This window comes from Fibrobacter succinogenes subsp. succinogenes S85 (genome assembly GCF_000146505.1).
Taxonomy (GTDB): domain Bacteria; phylum Fibrobacterota; class Fibrobacteria; order Fibrobacterales; family Fibrobacteraceae; genus Fibrobacter; species Fibrobacter succinogenes.
Window position 1 is genome coordinate 3,181,427 of record NC_017448.1, and the last position, 15,887, is coordinate 3,197,313.

Annotated in this window: 13 protein-coding genes; 7 read left to right on the top strand and 6 right to left on the bottom strand. The window is 48.6% G+C overall.

Going from position 1 to position 15,887, the window contains the following annotated elements; translation table 11 throughout:
* Nucleotides 1–3: 3 nt before the first annotated feature.
* Together FSU_RS13130 and FSU_RS13135 are read right to left on the bottom strand one after the other, a co-directional pair.
* The gene (locus FSU_RS13130) at nt 4–786 is read right to left on the bottom strand and encodes an ABC transporter ATP-binding protein (RefSeq protein WP_014546866.1); all 783 of its coding nucleotides are present in this window, start codon (nt 784–786) and stop codon (nt 4–6) included.
* 8 nt (nt 787–794) lie between these two features.
* Nucleotides 795–1,853 carry an ABC transporter permease gene (locus tag FSU_RS13135; RefSeq protein WP_157747956.1) on the bottom strand — a complete coding sequence of 353 codons (1,059 nt, stop codon included), beginning with the start codon at nt 1,851–1,853 and terminating at the stop codon, nt 795–797.
* 137 nt (nt 1,854–1,990) lie between these two features.
* On the opposite strand from FSU_RS13135, the gene FSU_RS13140 reads away from it, so the two are divergent.
* From FSU_RS13140 to FSU_RS13165, 6 genes are read left to right on the top strand one after another with little or no spacing between them, the layout of a single operon-like run.
* The gene (locus FSU_RS13140) at nt 1,991–2,563 is read left to right on the top strand and encodes a hypothetical protein (RefSeq protein ID WP_015732232.1); all 573 of its coding nucleotides are present in this window, start codon (nt 1,991–1,993) and stop codon (nt 2,561–2,563) included.
* 2 nt (nt 2,564–2,565) lie between these two features.
* Nucleotides 2,566–3,957 (top strand): hypothetical protein, encoded by a 1,392-nt coding sequence (locus FSU_RS13145; RefSeq protein WP_015732233.1) that lies wholly within the window; start codon nt 2,566–2,568, stop codon nt 3,955–3,957.
* A gap of 22 nt (nt 3,958–3,979) precedes the next feature.
* The gene (locus FSU_RS13150; RefSeq protein WP_015732234.1) at nt 3,980–5,380 is read left to right on the top strand and encodes a class I SAM-dependent RNA methyltransferase; all 1,401 of its coding nucleotides are present in this window, start codon (nt 3,980–3,982) and stop codon (nt 5,378–5,380) included.
* A gap of 49 nt (nt 5,381–5,429) precedes the next feature.
* Nucleotides 5,430–5,873 carry a hypothetical protein gene (locus FSU_RS13155; protein ID WP_015732235.1) on the top strand — a complete coding sequence of 148 codons (444 nt, stop codon included), beginning with the start codon at nt 5,430–5,432 and terminating at the stop codon, nt 5,871–5,873.
* Between the two features lie 12 nt (nt 5,874–5,885).
* Entirely contained in the window at nt 5,886–6,815 is a 930-nt protein-coding gene (locus FSU_RS13160) for a hypothetical protein (protein ID WP_015732236.1), read from the top strand.
* A gap of 37 nt (nt 6,816–6,852) precedes the next feature.
* Entirely contained in the window at nt 6,853–7,293 is a 441-nt protein-coding gene (locus FSU_RS13165) for a hypothetical protein (protein ID WP_015732237.1), read from the top strand.
* 34 nt (nt 7,294–7,327) lie between these two features.
* Here the strand turns inward: FSU_RS13165 and FSU_RS13170 are convergent, their stop codons facing one another.
* Entirely contained in the window at nt 7,328–10,867 is a 3,540-nt protein-coding gene (locus FSU_RS13170) for a TolB family protein (RefSeq protein WP_015732238.1), read from the bottom strand.
* Between the two features lie 302 nt (nt 10,868–11,169).
* Complete coding sequence (locus FSU_RS13175; RefSeq protein WP_014546871.1) at nt 11,170–13,146, bottom strand: cellulase family glycosylhydrolase; 1,977 nt, start codon at nt 13,144–13,146, stop codon at nt 11,170–11,172.
* A 208-nt stretch (nt 13,147–13,354) separates the two neighbouring features.
* Between FSU_RS13175 and FSU_RS13180 the strand changes: the two genes are divergently transcribed.
* The gene (locus tag FSU_RS13180) at nt 13,355–14,737 is read left to right on the top strand and encodes a nitroreductase family protein (RefSeq protein ID WP_014546872.1); all 1,383 of its coding nucleotides are present in this window, start codon (nt 13,355–13,357) and stop codon (nt 14,735–14,737) included.
* Nucleotides 14,738–14,800: 63 nt separating this feature from the next.
* Here FSU_RS13180 and FSU_RS13185 read toward each other — a convergent pair whose 3' ends face one another.
* Both FSU_RS13185 and FSU_RS13190 read right to left on the bottom strand, forming a co-directional pair.
* Nucleotides 14,801–15,469: an LrgB family protein gene (locus FSU_RS13185; protein WP_014546873.1), complete on the bottom strand. Its 669-nt coding sequence runs from the start codon at nt 15,467–15,469 to the stop codon at nt 14,801–14,803.
* Nucleotides 15,470–15,481: 12 nt separating this feature from the next.
* Nucleotides 15,482–15,838, bottom strand: coding sequence for a CidA/LrgA family protein (locus tag FSU_RS13190; RefSeq protein WP_014546874.1), 357 nt, complete (start codon nt 15,836–15,838; stop codon nt 15,482–15,484).
* Nucleotides 15,839–15,887: the final 49 nt, after the last annotated feature.

Below are 15,887 nucleotides of genomic sequence, written 5' to 3' on the forward strand. Positions count from 1 at the left end.
AACTCAATCAATAAAGTCAAAGTGGTAAAAGTCTTCGGCATTGTATTCTTTGGGGCACTGCCTATTGAAGAAATGCCTGAGGATGGGATCGTCAGATTCCATGCCTTCTTTCAAAGTCGCATCTTTCAGGACGTAGCCGTCCTTGAGGTACACAAAGCGGTCGCAGACAATCTTGATGCTCTCGAGTTCGTGGCTCACAATCACCATCGATACACCGAGCGTGTCGCGCAGTTCGAGGAGCAGTTCGTCGAGCGAACGGGCGGTCACCGGGTCAAGGCCTGTGGACGGTTCATCGCAGAATAGAAGTTCTGGCTTGAGCGCAATCGCGCGAGCAAGAGCTGCACGCTTTTTCATACCGCCAGAAATCTCGCCGGGGAACTTGTGGAACGCGTGCAGTAGATGAACCTTTTCGAGGCGATCTGCGACAATTGCTTCCATCTGGCTCTTGGGCATGTAGGGCATGCTGCGCTTGAGCGGGAGCATCGCGTTTTCGGCGACGGTCAAGTCTGCTAGCAAAGCGCCACTCTGGAAGAGCACTCCGGTGCGCATGCGCGTTTCGCTGTCGAGGCCTTCCTTGGGGCCGAACGACTTTCCGAAGTACGTAATTGTACCTTCGTCGGACTTGATGAATTTGAGTACGTTGTTTAAAAGCGTCGACTTACCGCAACCGGAGCTGCCGAGCACCATGCGGATTTCGCCCTTCTTGACACCGAACGAAATATCCTTGAGGATAGTCTCGTTGCCGTAGCTCGCTTTCAAGTGGTCAACTTTTAGAATTTCGTCCATATTGACCTCTAGTAGAAAATGAAGGCGAAAAGGGTATCCGAAATCACGATCGTGCAAATAGCCGCAACGACGCTGGACGTGGTCGCCTTACCGACCGCTTCTGCACCGCCGTGGGCGTTGAGACCCTTGTTGCAGGCAATCAGCGTTACAATCCAGCCAAATACAAGCGCCTTGATAGTGCTCTTGAGGAACGTCATCGGGTCGATGCCGTCGCGAAGCCCCATCATGTAGTTCGAGAAAGAAATATCGCAGAAGAAATACGCAATGAGGAACCCGGCGAAGCTGCCGACGATGGATGCGCTAAACGAGAGGATTGGCGTCGTGATGCTTAACGCGATAAAACGCGGGACCACGAGGTACTGCACCGGCGGAATAGCCATGGACTTCAAAGCCTTGACTTCTTCGCAGACGCTCATGTTTGCAATTTCTGCTGCCATGGCGCTACCGGAACGCCCGGCCAAAATAATCGTTGTGAGGAGCGGGCCAATTTCTGCAAAAATGAGGAACCCAAGCCCTGAAGCGAGGTAAGAGCCGCCGCCGACCGCATTCAGCATCACGGAACTCTGGAGAGCCATCGTAAGGCAGATAAGGCCCACGAACAAGAAGCAAATGCCCATGGCTTCACTGCCCGACTTGAACATCTGCTTGGTGATACCGCCAAAGTGGATTTTACCCTTGTCGAACGGTCCGACGATGGTCCAGTAAATCGCCGTAAAGAGCAAGACGAGGACTTCGAAGACTTCTTTGAGGAGCGAAAAACCGGCGCCACCCATCATTTCGAGGATGTTGTTGGTCTCGCGCTGCGGCTTCTCGGGCGGAACCATCTTGCGGAGGTTCTGCAAATGCTGCTTGATTTCGGGCGGAAAATGCTCAAGAACGAGCTTGTTGCCTGTCTTTTCGGAAAGTTCCGCTAAAAGTGCAAAAAAGGCATCGGCGCTATAGTCCATCGAGGCAAGGCTTGATCCGTCCAGATGAAGCTCCCCTTTGGTGAGGGCGCTCTTGCAACTCGAAAGCAGCTTTTTGCTGTTCGCGGCAGTGAGAGCGCTAGGCAAAACTATCGATGTCATTTCCATTGGGCGACAATTTAGAAAATTTTGGAACATGGCTGTGCTAAATTACCCCGTTTTTCTTTTCCGAATGCCGAAATTTGGGCGAAAAATGCAAAAAGCGGGGATGAAAGGTTTAATTTAACTATATATGTTGTATGCTAAAAGAAAAAATGATGGAAAATGAGAAGGCGAATAAGCCCGGCTCTTTTCGAAAAAAGTTTGAATATGTAACTCAGGTTTGCGTAATCTTATTTACGGGGGTGTGCCTATTTTTGTTGTTCATATGTTGGCCTAAGCAGTCGCCTTCTCAAGAGCCGACTCCCATATTGTCGAAAAATACTGATGGCAAATCGGTTCCCTGCGAAGTAGAAGGAAAGAAAATTTTCCACTATCTAAAAGGCAATGAAACTGAACGTTTGTATGAATTTCATTATCATTTGGCGAGTGTAAAAGATGAAGTCGGCCTCCTGTACGAAGATGAAAAAGGGCTACATCCGTTAGTGACTATTACGACTCCCTTTCTAGAATTTCCTTGGTTTAAATTTTTCATATTAGAAAAACAGAATGAATACGTTGTTTTCTATTATAGTGAAAGTGGCAAAGTTACACATGATATGAAAATAGAAGAGCAACCTTTTTCGAAAAAGGTTACTGTTAAAGGTTTGATTGTTTCCCCGATAAATAAAAAGTATTTGGAACGTGCAAATTGTTTTATGGGGGATTACTAATTATGCAGTCTAAAGTTGTTCCTTTGTTGTGCGCTTTATCCTTGTGCTTTGGGGCATTTGTTGAATCTCAGCTCATTTCGTTGGACCTCTCTTTGAACAATTATGGTTTAAAGTTGATAGTGAGCTGTGTTACTTTGCCTCTTATTTGCCTAGCTGCGATTTCGCTTTTCTTGGATTCGATAAATGTTCGCGTTCGTTTTTTAGCAAAAGGCCTGTGGCTATTTCTTGTTTGGATTATTGCTGCTGTGAATTTAATTGGGCTTTTTGTGCCGTCTGGAAATGGGCAAAGTCAAAAGCAGACCTCAATTGCAAATGCCGATTCGACAACGAGTCAACTGGTCGGCTGTTGGGATAACGACATGGATGTGCTCCTTGAAATATATGAGAGTCAATGGGCTCGTGATTCTGGAAAAACGTTATCTGATAGAGAAGACTTTTATAGTAGTCTTTCCCGATATGACTCAAATTGCCTTTTAGATTCACTTTTGAAGATAGATGATTATCTTGGGTTTGTTGATGTTCAGTTATTATTTCAAACACCAGACAGTATTTTGAATTATCCTAAGGAAAAAGTAAAAAAAGATAGAGTATTAAATCTTTCTAAAGAAGCGGTTGAAAATGTGAAAAAGTCGCCCGATTCCTGTGCACGTGAATTGTGGATGCTTGCGCTGAGTGAACGCGGAATTTTAGAATACGAGTTCAAAAATGAGTGCCGTATAAAAAAGTTTGAATCCGTAAAGCCAACAGCGGAACAACTGAATTCATATTGGATCTTTGAACATGACTTCGGTCCGAGCGCCGAATTTGATACGACTAATAGCTTTGTTTTGAAAAAAAGACAACTGAGGAAATTTTCTAAAGTAGAAGGAAATTGCACAGGTCGAATTGCTGGTTCAAATGATAAAGGCGTAGTTGTTGAACTTACGATTAAATTGAATGATGAAAATCGCGAATGTTGGCTTGGGAATAAAACGTTCCCTTATTACATATCATCTAATGAAAAACTTCATTTTAAAATGACGCCTCCTTCAAGGAGTATTGCGCCTGTTACGGGAAAATTCATTAGGTATGATCGGGCGCATGAACAAGTAAAACCGTTGCTTGCGAGCGATTCTATTTTCTTGCCATGGAAAGGCCTCAAAAGAGATTCCTCGTCAGAGGATGCAGAAAGAGAACGAACTTTCTATCGCGAGTTGGGCAATCGTTATCCTCATGTTGTTTCTTTTGACCCTTTTACGGAAATTTCAAAAGGACAATCGATGATAATTGATATTCCGTGCCTTGATGAAAAGAACGCTAAAACGTATGGATCCAATTTTTATGTCGTCCAGCCTCTATTCCCCATTCTCCGTTGCGAAATAGCCCCTGCGGATAAAGATTATTTTGGGGAATGATAAAATTTCTATTTTTACATTCATGGCAGATTTCCGCAGAAATAACCGCTTTAAGGGCAATGGTAGCTCGTTTAAAGGCACGCGCTTGAACCACAATAACGACCGTCGTGACGGTCGTCGCGAACTTGGCCGTCAGCAAGGTGGCGAATGCTTTACGCTCCGCATCGAAAAAATGGTGCAGGGGGGCGAGGGCATGGCTCGCTTGGAAGATGGTCGCGTGTGTTTTGTGGCGGGAGCGCTGCCGGGTGAACTTTGCAAGGTTCGCTTGACGTTCCAGAAAAAGGATTTTACCAAGGGCCGCGTTGTTGAAGTTTTGGAAGCAAGCCCCGATCGCGTAAAGCCGCTTTGCCCGCTGTACGGCAAGTGTGGCGGTTGCAGCTTGCAACATCTTGCCTCTGAAAAGCAAGCGGAATATCTCGAAAAAGTCGAACGCGAAAATTTCAAGCGCCTCGCTCATGCGGAACTGCCTGAAGATTTTGTTATCCACACAGGGAATGCGTGGGGCTACAGAAACCGCGCTCGTGTCGTGTTTCGCGGCAATTCCGGTTATGGTGCTGCAAAACGAGCGGCCTTTGGTTTCCGTGGTGAAGAAAGCAATAACATCGTCCCGTTTGAAAAATGCCCTGTGCTCACGGATGGCTTGAATGAATTCTTGCGTGGGCCTGCCGCGACGCTTCTCGCGGATAATTGCCATTCGGGCGGTCGCCGCGATGTCGATGTGAACATTTTCGATAACGGTGCTGGCGAAATCTCGTTCTATTACCCGGGAATGCACAAGTCCGACTTTGACGCACATGCCATAAGCCATGTCGAAATTGCAGGCCGCAAAATCGAAGCGGATGCTTCTGTATTTTTCCAGAGCAACTTGGGGCTTTTGCCGGAACTTGTCGAATCCGTCCGTAAGGCTGTGGATGAAGGCTTGGCGAGTGGCAAGTCTTCTGACGCTTGGCTGATTGACTTGTTCAGCGGCGTTGGTTTCTTTGCCTGTATTTTGCAGGACAAGTTCAGAAAGATTACGACTGTCGAACGTGAAGAAGGCTGCCTTAAACATGCGAAAGTTAATTTGTCTGTCCCTGCGGCGTTCCCCGAAGATTCTGCGGCATCTCGGGATTGCGTGGCTTCTCGCACCTCGGAAATTGAAAACGTCTCGGCCCCTGCCGAAGATTGGCTCGTCGAAAACGTCGTTGATGTCCCCGCCACCCTCATCGTTGACCCTCCGCGAACAGGCCTCCCCAAAGAAGCTTTGACTGCCATCGTGAAAAGCTCTGTCAACCGCCTGATTTACGTTTCTTGCGACCCGGTGACGCTTGCACGCGACTTTGCCAAGTTCTCCGAGGCCGGATTTGCCCTTTCTCACGCCGAAGGCTTTGCTTTTTACCCTCAAACGCCCCATCTTGAGATGATGTTTGTACTTGACAGATAGTTTTTTGCTATTTTGGAAAGTGCTGTTGGGCAAAAAAGAGAGGGATACAATGAACAAAAAACAGAAAGTCGTTATGCTTGCAACTTTAGCCTTGGGTGGGCTTTTTGCAGGTTGCTCAAAATCTGAACCCATTATCGCCTGTGGCCGTGAATGGAATCCGGCTGTGGGTTATGTAGCCGATACGGGTAGCGTATTCAGGATGGCTGATGAACTCATCATCCAGTTGCGTTATGGAACGGGTTTTGATTTTAATACTTTGAAATTTGCCTTTTACGAAGGAACGCTCGCTAGTAAGGGCGAAAAACTTTGGGAACACGATTTCCATGTTTCTAATAAAATGGAAGCATTTACGCTTGAAGCCCGCTCGCGTCGCGGTGGCTATGCAACCGCCCGTGAAATGACGAAGCTCAAGGCGCCGGGAACTGTTGTTGTCGAAGTCTCCTCCGAAAAGGGTGTGATTGCTTCGAAACAGTTGTCTATTGTCAATCAATAATTGGTTATCTTGATGAATAAAATAAAATTCTTGAGTGGAATGTTTGCTGCTGCAATGCTCACCGCTTGTGGCGAATCTGAAGTATCTGTTGACTATAAATTAAACGCTCCTGTTACGCTTGAAATGTACACCGAAAGCTATTATGCGACGTTGGACTTGAAGGGCGAAGAAAAGATGGGGACGATTACAGCGACGTATGCCGATTTGAACTACTCTTCAAAAGGCGATACGACGTTTGTCAAGCGCAATTACGTGATTGACAAGTCTCGCGGATACCTCAAGAATTTTATGCCGACGGAACTCGCCTGGCGCATCAAGGAAGTGAGCCTTGCCGCCGTGGACCGCAATGTGACGAGCCTTACCGGCATTGATGATGGCTATGACACGTTGCTTGCCCATGTCCCGATGCCGAGCCGCTGGCGCGAACAGCTTTTGAATCCTGAATTCAAGCCGCATCTCAAGCGCTTGGAAAAGCACCGCTGGGAAATGGACCACTTGCTCAAGGGCGTTGTGCCGGTCAAGGGCAATGTGACAGAGCTCCTCAAACAGCAGGGGCGCTTGAACTTTGCGCTTATCAAGGTGGACTCCGTGGTGACGAAGGGCTTTACGAATCGCGACCACCGCAAGTGTTTGGACTACGTCGTCTACTTGCAAGAAACGGAAAGCTTCCCGTATTTCATCTGGGAACAGCACGTGGGCAGCAAGATTGTGCCGGACAAGTTTAAGGCTTACACCGCAGGCCTCAAGGGCGAATACCGCACCGAGTTCGAAGTCATGATTGAACCGGAAACGGGTCTCCCGTGCCAGGAACGTGAAGTCAAGGTCGGAACGCACACGATGATCCACCCCGAAACAAAGGATACTGTCACGTTCACGAGCCACATCTCGTACGAAAGACTTTACAATACCAAGCGTGACATCCCCGACGCCGCCGAGCAATAACTAAGTTCTGCCAACTAATTTTTGTACTTTGAAAAGCATGCGAATTTTACCATTCTTCCTTCTCCCTGTCGCGATGAACTTCATCGGTTGCGCGACGCATGTTTCGTCGCAGCAGACCATGACTGATGACCGTAATCTCGTTTACGAGGACACGTACAAGGCGTACCGCGAGGCCGAAGAAAAGTATTTGAACTTGCTGTTCAATATTGAACGCATGCCCGAGGAAGAAGAACTTTGGGTGATGAAGCGCGAACGCATGCTTGAACTCATGCAACTCAAGGAGCTTATGCTGAACGCCCGCTTGGAACTTGATGGCGCTATCCAGGAATGGGAACGCCACTTGCTGGATGTTCAGGCCGAGGTGAAATCTCGTGACATCAAGAAACTCAATCCGAATTTCAAAGGCCGCGATGCGGAGCGCACCAGCCCCGGACAACTCCTCCCCGGCGAATCCAAAAATCCAAGCTTCAACTACTAAACATTAAACAAAAAAGCGGCCTTCGCCGCTTTTTTTATTGCCAGCTGTTCGCAAAACCCATCCCAATGGAAAACTTGATTCTCGTGGGGCAGATATCCCTGTGCAATAGAGGCAATTCAATCGGAGTCAACTTCCGCCCGCCACGCAAATCCTTGTCCTCGCCAATGCGGCTCAGACCGCGAGCAAACGTGAGCGAAATATCGAACGGAATATTTCCCCAAATCTTGTTGCTCATGCGGAAACTCAAACCCACGGAACGGTCCCAGAATTCATGTTTGGTGAGCTTGTCTGTGAAGAAGTCTCCGTTCCATGCGGCTCCAATTAGAGCAAACAAGTCAACGTACAAACTGCGTGTCGAGAAAATCCAGAGGTCGTGTCTCCAGTCATCGTAAATCGGGTAGAGATAGTGGAGCTCCGCCATTGCCGTCTTTGTACCCGAGAGCGTGTAGTCTTCGTTGCTGCGTAAGTACGGGTAACCATCGAGGAATACTGGCGTGTAATAGTACGAATCCAGCGTATCGCTCACGTCATCGGTGCTCCAATGGAGGTAACTCGTGATTTTTCCGCCAGCAGCAAGTCGTGCGTGGAGGAGAGGCGTCTGCACGCTTCCGTAAAGGTTCAAACCGAACTGGTGGAGTGCAAAGTTTCTGTAATGAGATTCAATTTTGCCGTTTTCGGTGACGTAAAGTGATCCGGGGCGGCTAAGGTCGCTGTTGGCGTACTGGTAATAGGCAAAGAGACCGTTTCCTTGTCCGGAAATTCCCGAACCACCTTCGCCTTCGTTGTCGCCGTAAAGACCAAAACCAATTGTAGCGCTAAATCGTTTTTGGTACGTCCATTCGATTCTTTCATCGTAGAAGTTGACGTTTGCCCAATCGTAGCTGATGGCCGCTTGCAATGTATCAATGCTCTTGAAAATGCTGTAGCCAGCGGTACCCGTAATGGCTTGCATGGCGTAGGAATAGCGGCTGGAGCCGACACTGTCTGCTACGTTTGACCCCACGCCTTCGTAACGCATGGTTTCTTCGTTTGTGTAGTTCGCATAACTGTACGAAAGCCCAAGGTCAATAGGCGTGCTGCGGTTATCCCATGCAATAAAGAATTCCTTTTCTATTTCGGGATTGAGACCGTCTGTGTTGATGTAGTCAAAGCCTTTGCCGAGTTCCAGCATCAGTCCTAGCTGTACCGTGTTTTTCTTGAGAGCGTCACTGATGACGACAGCAAGGCCAAGCTTAGCCTTGACTTCGCCTTCGCCAAAGACGGTCATGCTCGGGGCGTTTTCGGAGATGCTGAAAATCGGGACGAACAGCGGAATGTTCGGAATCGGCTTGTAGTTTCGTTCGGCGCCTGCAAATTCGCGGTCAATGAGTTCAAGCTCTTTGTGCTGCTTTTGCGGGAGCGTTCCATGCAAGATGATTTCGCGTTGTGTCGAATCAATGATGGCTACTTTGATTGTATCGCGGTGCTCCACCTGGATCACGTCCTTGTGCAAAACGACTTGTGTGCATTTGGCGGAATCGGCGGTGTTCGCGTCTGCAACATTAACTGCGGCCGCGGTCTTCGTTGAATCAACGGACTTTGTTGTGTCGGCACATGCGACCTGGATTGTGTCTGCCTTTTGCAAAACGCTATCGCGTACAGTCACGACAACACTGTCGCGGAATATGGGTTCTGCTTCTTTACTGTAAGGCAACTTGTAAAGCGAGAAACCGTCCTTGTCATATTGCGTAAAGAATATCGTATCGCCAGCGAGAGTCGGCGTGAATGCGCCACCGACTACGTTTGTGAGGGCGCGTTCCTTGCCGGTGTTCAGGTCCTTTTCAATCAAGTTGAAAATGTTGTTGCGGTTGCTTGCGAAAATAATCTTGTCGTTGTCAATCCAGTTGACATCGCGTTCGTCATAGCCTGCGGTGCTTACGATTTTGAAGTTTGCACCGTTTGTGTCCACAACGGCAATCCCGCGTTGCGTATCGTCAAAGAAACTAAATGCGATTCGCTTTCCGTCAGGGCTGAACTTCGGGCTGTAAATATTATAGTAGAGCAGCGAAGAATCGGGCTTGAAAATATCAATCGGATCTTCAGCAGAAATTTTTTTCAAGTCGCTCGAGAATGGAACCTTGCTCAATACAAATCGCGTGCTGAACGGCTCGCGGCGCACGAACACGATTGAAGTACCCTGCTTGTTGAACGACGGATAGACTGCATCGGTGAGGTAGGTGAGTGTAGCTTCGTTCTTGCTTGTATCGCTCACGGCAACGTCAAAGTGGGCATGGCCATCCTTGTCGCGATTCTGGTAGCTGATGTAGGTGAGGAATGGGCCATGTACGCTATCGTTGTAAACGTCAATGCCCTTGTCGAACCAGGGCTTTTTCGCCCTAAATCCGGATTTTGCAAAATCACCAATGTTGATGAGACTGTCGGTGGGTTCTGTTTCAATTGCGATATCGCCAATCTCTACACCATCGACAACATTACTTGAATCGGCGGCACTTGTGGAGTCTTCTTTCGTCTCTCGTCTCTCGTCTTTCGTCTTTAAAGTATCCGAAAGCGGAATCTTGAAAACAGCTCCGTCAAACCATGGACCGCCAAAGTTTGAAATACCGTAAAGGTTGTTGCCGCTCACGACAGGGAAGTCCTGCCAGAAGGCGTCCTTCGTCATCTTGATACCTTCGACAAGCGTGCCGAGAGAATCTTTTTGTGCCTGATAATACTCGGTAATTTCTTTTTTCCAGTTGTCGTAAAGTTGCTGTTCGGAGATGCCTAAAACTTTCTTGATAGCACCGTTAAGCGTGGCGCGGTAGGGCTTTCCGAGTTCATGCCAAATTTTAGGGACGGCGTCTTCACCGTAATGCTTGGCGATGTAGAGTACGAGAGAAAATCCCTGTGTGTAGGGGCCGAGTTCTGCAAACAGCGAATTGTCTGAGAATTCGTGCATGTAGGGGAGTGTCATGAGGCTGTCGTTCAAGGCTGCAGTGCGGAGGAGCATGTCGCGATGCGTGTCCCAGGCGTCAAAACCCATGCGTGAAGATTCGTATTGCGCAGTACCTTCGGCAAACCAAAGCGGCTGCAACGTGAACGGAATCATTGTGAGGAAGTCGCTTCTCGTGCGTTCATTATAGTAGTCCGTGTAGCTGAACTGGAAGCCGTAAAGGTTCGGGACAATTTTAGCCCCGCTCTCAATGCTCACGAGATGGCTAAATTCATGCGTCACCACATCCGAAATCCAGCCGTGGCTGCTGCGAATTTTGAAATCCCAGTTGGTGAGCCAGAGGTTCAGTGCATTTTCGCTCGGGATGGCGCTGCCGTTGCTGTAAAGGGCATTGTTCAAGACCGCATTGATGCGTGGGAGCGGCTTGTTGTAGCGGCTCGTGACGGAATCGTAAACGGCTTCGGCGTAAGCGGAAACTTTAGCGGCGTGGGTTGAATATTCAACAGGGTAGATGAACTGGAAATGTTCCGTGCCTGCGGTTTTCCACTTGATATCGCTCTGGTTGCCGTAAAAGCCGGCGGCGCTTGCTGTTCCCGCTAAAAATGCGGTACAGACTGCAAAAATGCTCTTAATCTTAATCTTCATGGTAGTAATTTAGAATTTTGAGCGTGGGCGGGAAAACAAAAACATACAGAAAAACCGCATGATTGCTCATGCGGTTGCTTTGGAGGAGATGAGGATTATTTTTACACTCATAAAAATACGTAATAAGCTTGGCATAAAATGTTTATAAAGCTGGGTTTTGTAATGTATCTGTGTCAACTGTATCCATTGCGCCATTCCTGTTACTTCCTACTTCTAACTTCCAACTTCCTACCGTCTACTTCCTACTAAAAAAGCCACGCATTTCTGCGTGACCTTTTTTTGAGGGGGTTTTAAGGAGAGACTTATTTGCTACCGACGCCGAGTGCCTTGTCGAGGCCTTCAATCAACTTGCCGTTTTCGATCACGGAGAAGTTGCCGGTGTAGCCCCAGTGCGTCCAAGGAATCTGGAGGGTATCGCAGATTTCGCGCATGGCCGTGAGGTAGTTGAGGCGGGATTCAGCGGTAGAGCGGAGGTTCAATGCGCCGAATTCGTTGATGATCACCGGTACGTTGTTGGTGGCGGCCCACTTCTTGGCCTTGAGAATCTGTTCCAAGATGGCTTCCTTGCTGCCGGTCTTGTAGTAGTTCTTGATGTTGGTTTTCACGTAGGACTTTGTGCTCTTGTTGACACCGAAGTCGCCAGAAACCGTAGACCACTTTGCCGGATCGTAGGGGAACGGAATATCGTGGATGGTGGCGTAGTCCGTCCAGGAACCGCCCTGATGCGTGAAGGCGAACGGTTCGTAGGTGTGGATCACGTAGATGATGTTGTCATCGGTGAACGGAGTGCGCTTGGCGAGGAGCGTGATGGAGTACCACTGGGCATCACCGAAGAGGATGGTGTGCTTGGTATCAACCGTGCGGATGGCGTCAATCATGGCCTGGGCTGCGGTGGTCCATGTTGCTGCAGTGACCTTACCATCGCTCATGTCCGGTTCGTTCAAGAGTTCGAAGAACAAGTCTTCGCGGGGGCTTTCGGCGTAGTGGGCTGCAACATGCTTCCACGTTTCTGCCATCATCTTGATGTAGTTGGGGTCCTTAGCGCTGGTGGTGTTGTAGCTGTTGTCATATTCATGGTAGTCAATCACGAAAGACATGTTGTACTTGGCGGTCCATTCTACGAAGGAGTCGAGAACCAGGAACAAGGTGTCGTCATCGAACTTGAGTTCTGTGTCGGTGCCTGCGATGAATGCGTCACGGTTTGTGGCATAGAGGTCAAGGTCAATCGGCAAGCGGAGGCTCTTGAATCCGTTGTCGGCAAGAATCTTGACGTCGCTTTCGCCCAATTCAAAGGACTTGAACTTGCCATCTGCGTTTTCGAGCCAGTTGGTAAAGTTGACACCCTTGTTGAGGTACTTCATGGCCTTTTCCTGCAACGGGTTCGTCACAGTGATTTCAGCTTCGGTAAATTCAACGACCGGAATGACCGGGTCCTTGATTTCCATATCCGGCTGGTCCTTTTCAACTTCGGAAGAATCCTGCAGGTAGATGTTGTCGATGAAGAGGGAGTCGGTCACGAGCTTGCTCTTGTTTCCCTTGGCCTGGAAGCTGATTGCCATGATGTGCTTGGCGTCGAACGGAATTTCCTTGCCCCAGCCACCTTGAACGAGGTCCTTGAAGCGGACGACAGCCTGCTTCCATGTGCGGGATGCCGGGAACTTGGCGAGATGCACGTCGTAGTCTTCGACGTCGGTGATTTCGATATGTACTTCGTGTGCGCCGCCCTTGTACCAGTAGGTAAGGCCGCCGAAATGTCCGTTGGCTTCGTCCGGTGCGACCTGCACGCCCCAGCCTACGTACGGATCGTATTCGTAATCGCCTCTATCAAGCGTGTAGTTGACTTGCAAGGCGTAGTTGGAACCGTTGTTGACGCGGCCCGGGATGATGTTTTCTTCTTCGTTTAGCGGAGTCGTGATGATGGATGCACCACCGTTGTCGTTATCGTTGTAGGTGTACCAGTAATCACCGATTTTGCTCAAGTTATCGCCATCTTCAAAGTCATCGACCAAAGTGCCGAGACCTTCCGGCATGGTAATAGGACCTTCTGCAGGGAGCGTAGACGGGTCGACCACTGCGGCAGAGCTGGAGGTCGGGTCAATGACAGCGTCGCTAGAGGTCGGGCTCATGTCGCTGCTAGAAACCGGAACCTGATTTTCGGCACCCGGAACCGGATTGTTGGCGAACAGTGCCTGGGTATTTTCATCGCCACAGGCGGTAAGTGCCATCACGGTTGCGATACCGAGAACGCTCATTTTGGGATAGAAATTCTTGAGTTGCATAAAACCCTCTTAAGGTGATTTTTTCTTTTTTACCAAAGATATATTTGGGGGTCGGTTTTATGCTATGTAAAATGATATATCGGAATAAAAAGTGTAATAAGTGTTTTGGTCTAAAAGTCCACTTTCTGTACGAAAAACGTTAAAAAATATTTTATTTAACTGACGCAAAGCGTTTGACAAACGTTATTCTTTTTATCTTTGGTTTTGGATGCGCTATTTTTCGGAAATTTACCACGAATCAACCCAGTACATTCCCCATGGAAGCGGGGATCCCGTCATTATGCACTGGGAAAAGCAAGCGTATGCCGATAAGCGTTATGAGGGGTGCAATCGCTATCCTCTGACGGCCGCATTCATGCCGCTTTTGGCACCGATTTCGGCGGATTATCTGAATCCGGTTTGCGTCTATGCCGTGGTGCATGGGGGAGAGGTTCCCGATGGCGTTTACTACGTGGACCGTGCAGAATCGAAGCTTGTCAAGATTGGCGGTGTCGATGTCCGCAAGGCGATTCTTGCATCGTTTCCGGAACAGGAATTTATAACCGAAGCGCAGACGATTTTCATTTACACGGGGCTCCTGGAACGTGCTGTTTGGCGGTTCCGCGAGGCGGCATATCGTCAGGTGCAAATGGACGTGGGCTCTGCTTGTGCCAATACGATTCTTTTGGCAAAGTCGCGTGGGCAAAAAGTCTTTGCGCTTGGCGGGTTTGTCGATGATTCTATTGCGGTTGCGCTCAAGCTCGGGGCTACTGAAATGCCGATGGCGGCAATTGCTGTTTTCCCGGAAAAGAGCATGGTCGCGTTCAATTCCGTCGATGATGGCGTTGGTGAACTCGCGTATTCGAACCATGCGGAGATGGGCGCTTATGCGGGCGAAGATGAATGCCGTATGGAAATTTCGCGATATCCGTCGCGATTCATGTTGCAAAATCGTCTAGAAAACATTGACAACTTGAACCTTTGCATGAAGGTGCGCCGTTTGAATGTGCAGGCGCTCCCGGGCGATGAATTTCCGCTGACGCCGTCGAAGTTTACGAATGAGTATTATTTGCGTGAACTGTGGTATTTGCGCACTGATAAAAAAGTCGCTGCGCCTTTTGTTCACGGAACGCTAGACTTGGATGATTTCTCGTCGATGTTGCGCTGGCTGGAACTCGCTCAGTTGAACGCTTTTGGCGCGGGGCTAATAAAAATTTGGGTGGTGGTTTTTGATGTGATGTTTGTGTATGCGGGCGTGTACCGCTACATCCCTGTTCGCAAGTCCATCTATATGCAAAGCGGTTCTGCCAATCCGAAAAAGTTTAACAAGTGCTTTGCCGTTCCTGAACAAGTTCAAAATTCCATGTTCGCTGTGGTGCTTACTTCGAATTTGAATGAATCTTGCCAGGTGCTTGGGAACCGCGGCTACCGCTATATGAATTTGAATGCGGGCGTGCTCGCCGAATCGCTTTACGTCTCCGCGCGCTTGCTCAACAAGACCGCCCGCGAAGAACATTTCTTCTACCACGACGAGCTCAAAAAACTTCTTGAAATTCCTGAAACCGAAAGCATCATCTCGACCGTGCTCATCGGAAAAAGTCCCGCGAGATAGCGGATTTTGAAACGCCCGCGCATTGTCACCCCGGCCTTAGTGCCGGGGGCGGTATTCTTGTTTTTAAGCGAATATATTGAGCATCACTGGTGTCACGAATACGGTCATCACGCCTGCGACGCCAATGGACAAACTGCTCATCGCACCCTGAACTTCTCCAATTTCCATCGCCTTTGTCGTTCCAAGTGCGTGGCTCGCTGTTCCAATGGCAACGCCTTGCGCAACCGGATTCCCGATGCGGAAAAATCTGCAAACGAGCGGTGCTGTCACGGCGCCTGTAATTCCCGTAATGACTATTGCCACAATCGTGATAGACGGAATACCGCCAATTTGCTCGGATACCACAGAACCCATCGGAATAGTGATGGACTTCGGAATGAGCGAAAGCATTAGCGTCTTGCTGATGTTGAAAATCTTGGCGCAAGCGATTATGCAGGCGATGCTTGTGATGCAACCCACGAGAATTCCCGCTAAAATCGGGAGCCAATTGTTTTTGAGAGCCTGAATGTGTCTGTACAAAGGAACGGCTAGCAGAACTGTTACAGGTCCGAGAAAGAACGAAATGTAATCGCCGCCTACTTTGTATGTTTCGTACTTGATGCCTGTGACGGTCAAAAATCCGATGATGAGAATGGTGGCGATGAGAATTGGGTTCAAAAGCGGGTTACGCCATTTGTTGCGGATGGTGACGCCAAGCTCAAAAGTGATGATTGTAAGAATAATTCCAAACATAGCGCGTTAAAGTCAATTTTTGTTTTTGTTCTTTTTGCTTAAAAGTTGAACGGTCCAGCCGGTTGTTACCATGGTTATAATCGTAATCACGATGCAGAGGAACAGCAATAGTGGCCATTGACTTTTAACGTCATCGCCGACGAGCATAAGGCCGATTGCAGGGGGCAAGAAGAAGAACGAAAGGCGTTTCAAGAAGAAATCGCTCACTTCGCGAATCTGGTCAAGTTTCACGATTTTTAGGCAAAGTAACAAGAGCAGGATGAGCATTCCGAGAATGTTGCCGGGGACGGGAATGCCCGTGTAATCATGAATGAGGTCGCCTGCGTAGCAAATCCCCAAAATCAGGGCTAGTTGTAAAAATACTCGCATGCGCCCAAAGATAGAAAACGCCTTCACGTTTGCAATAGCTATATTATGC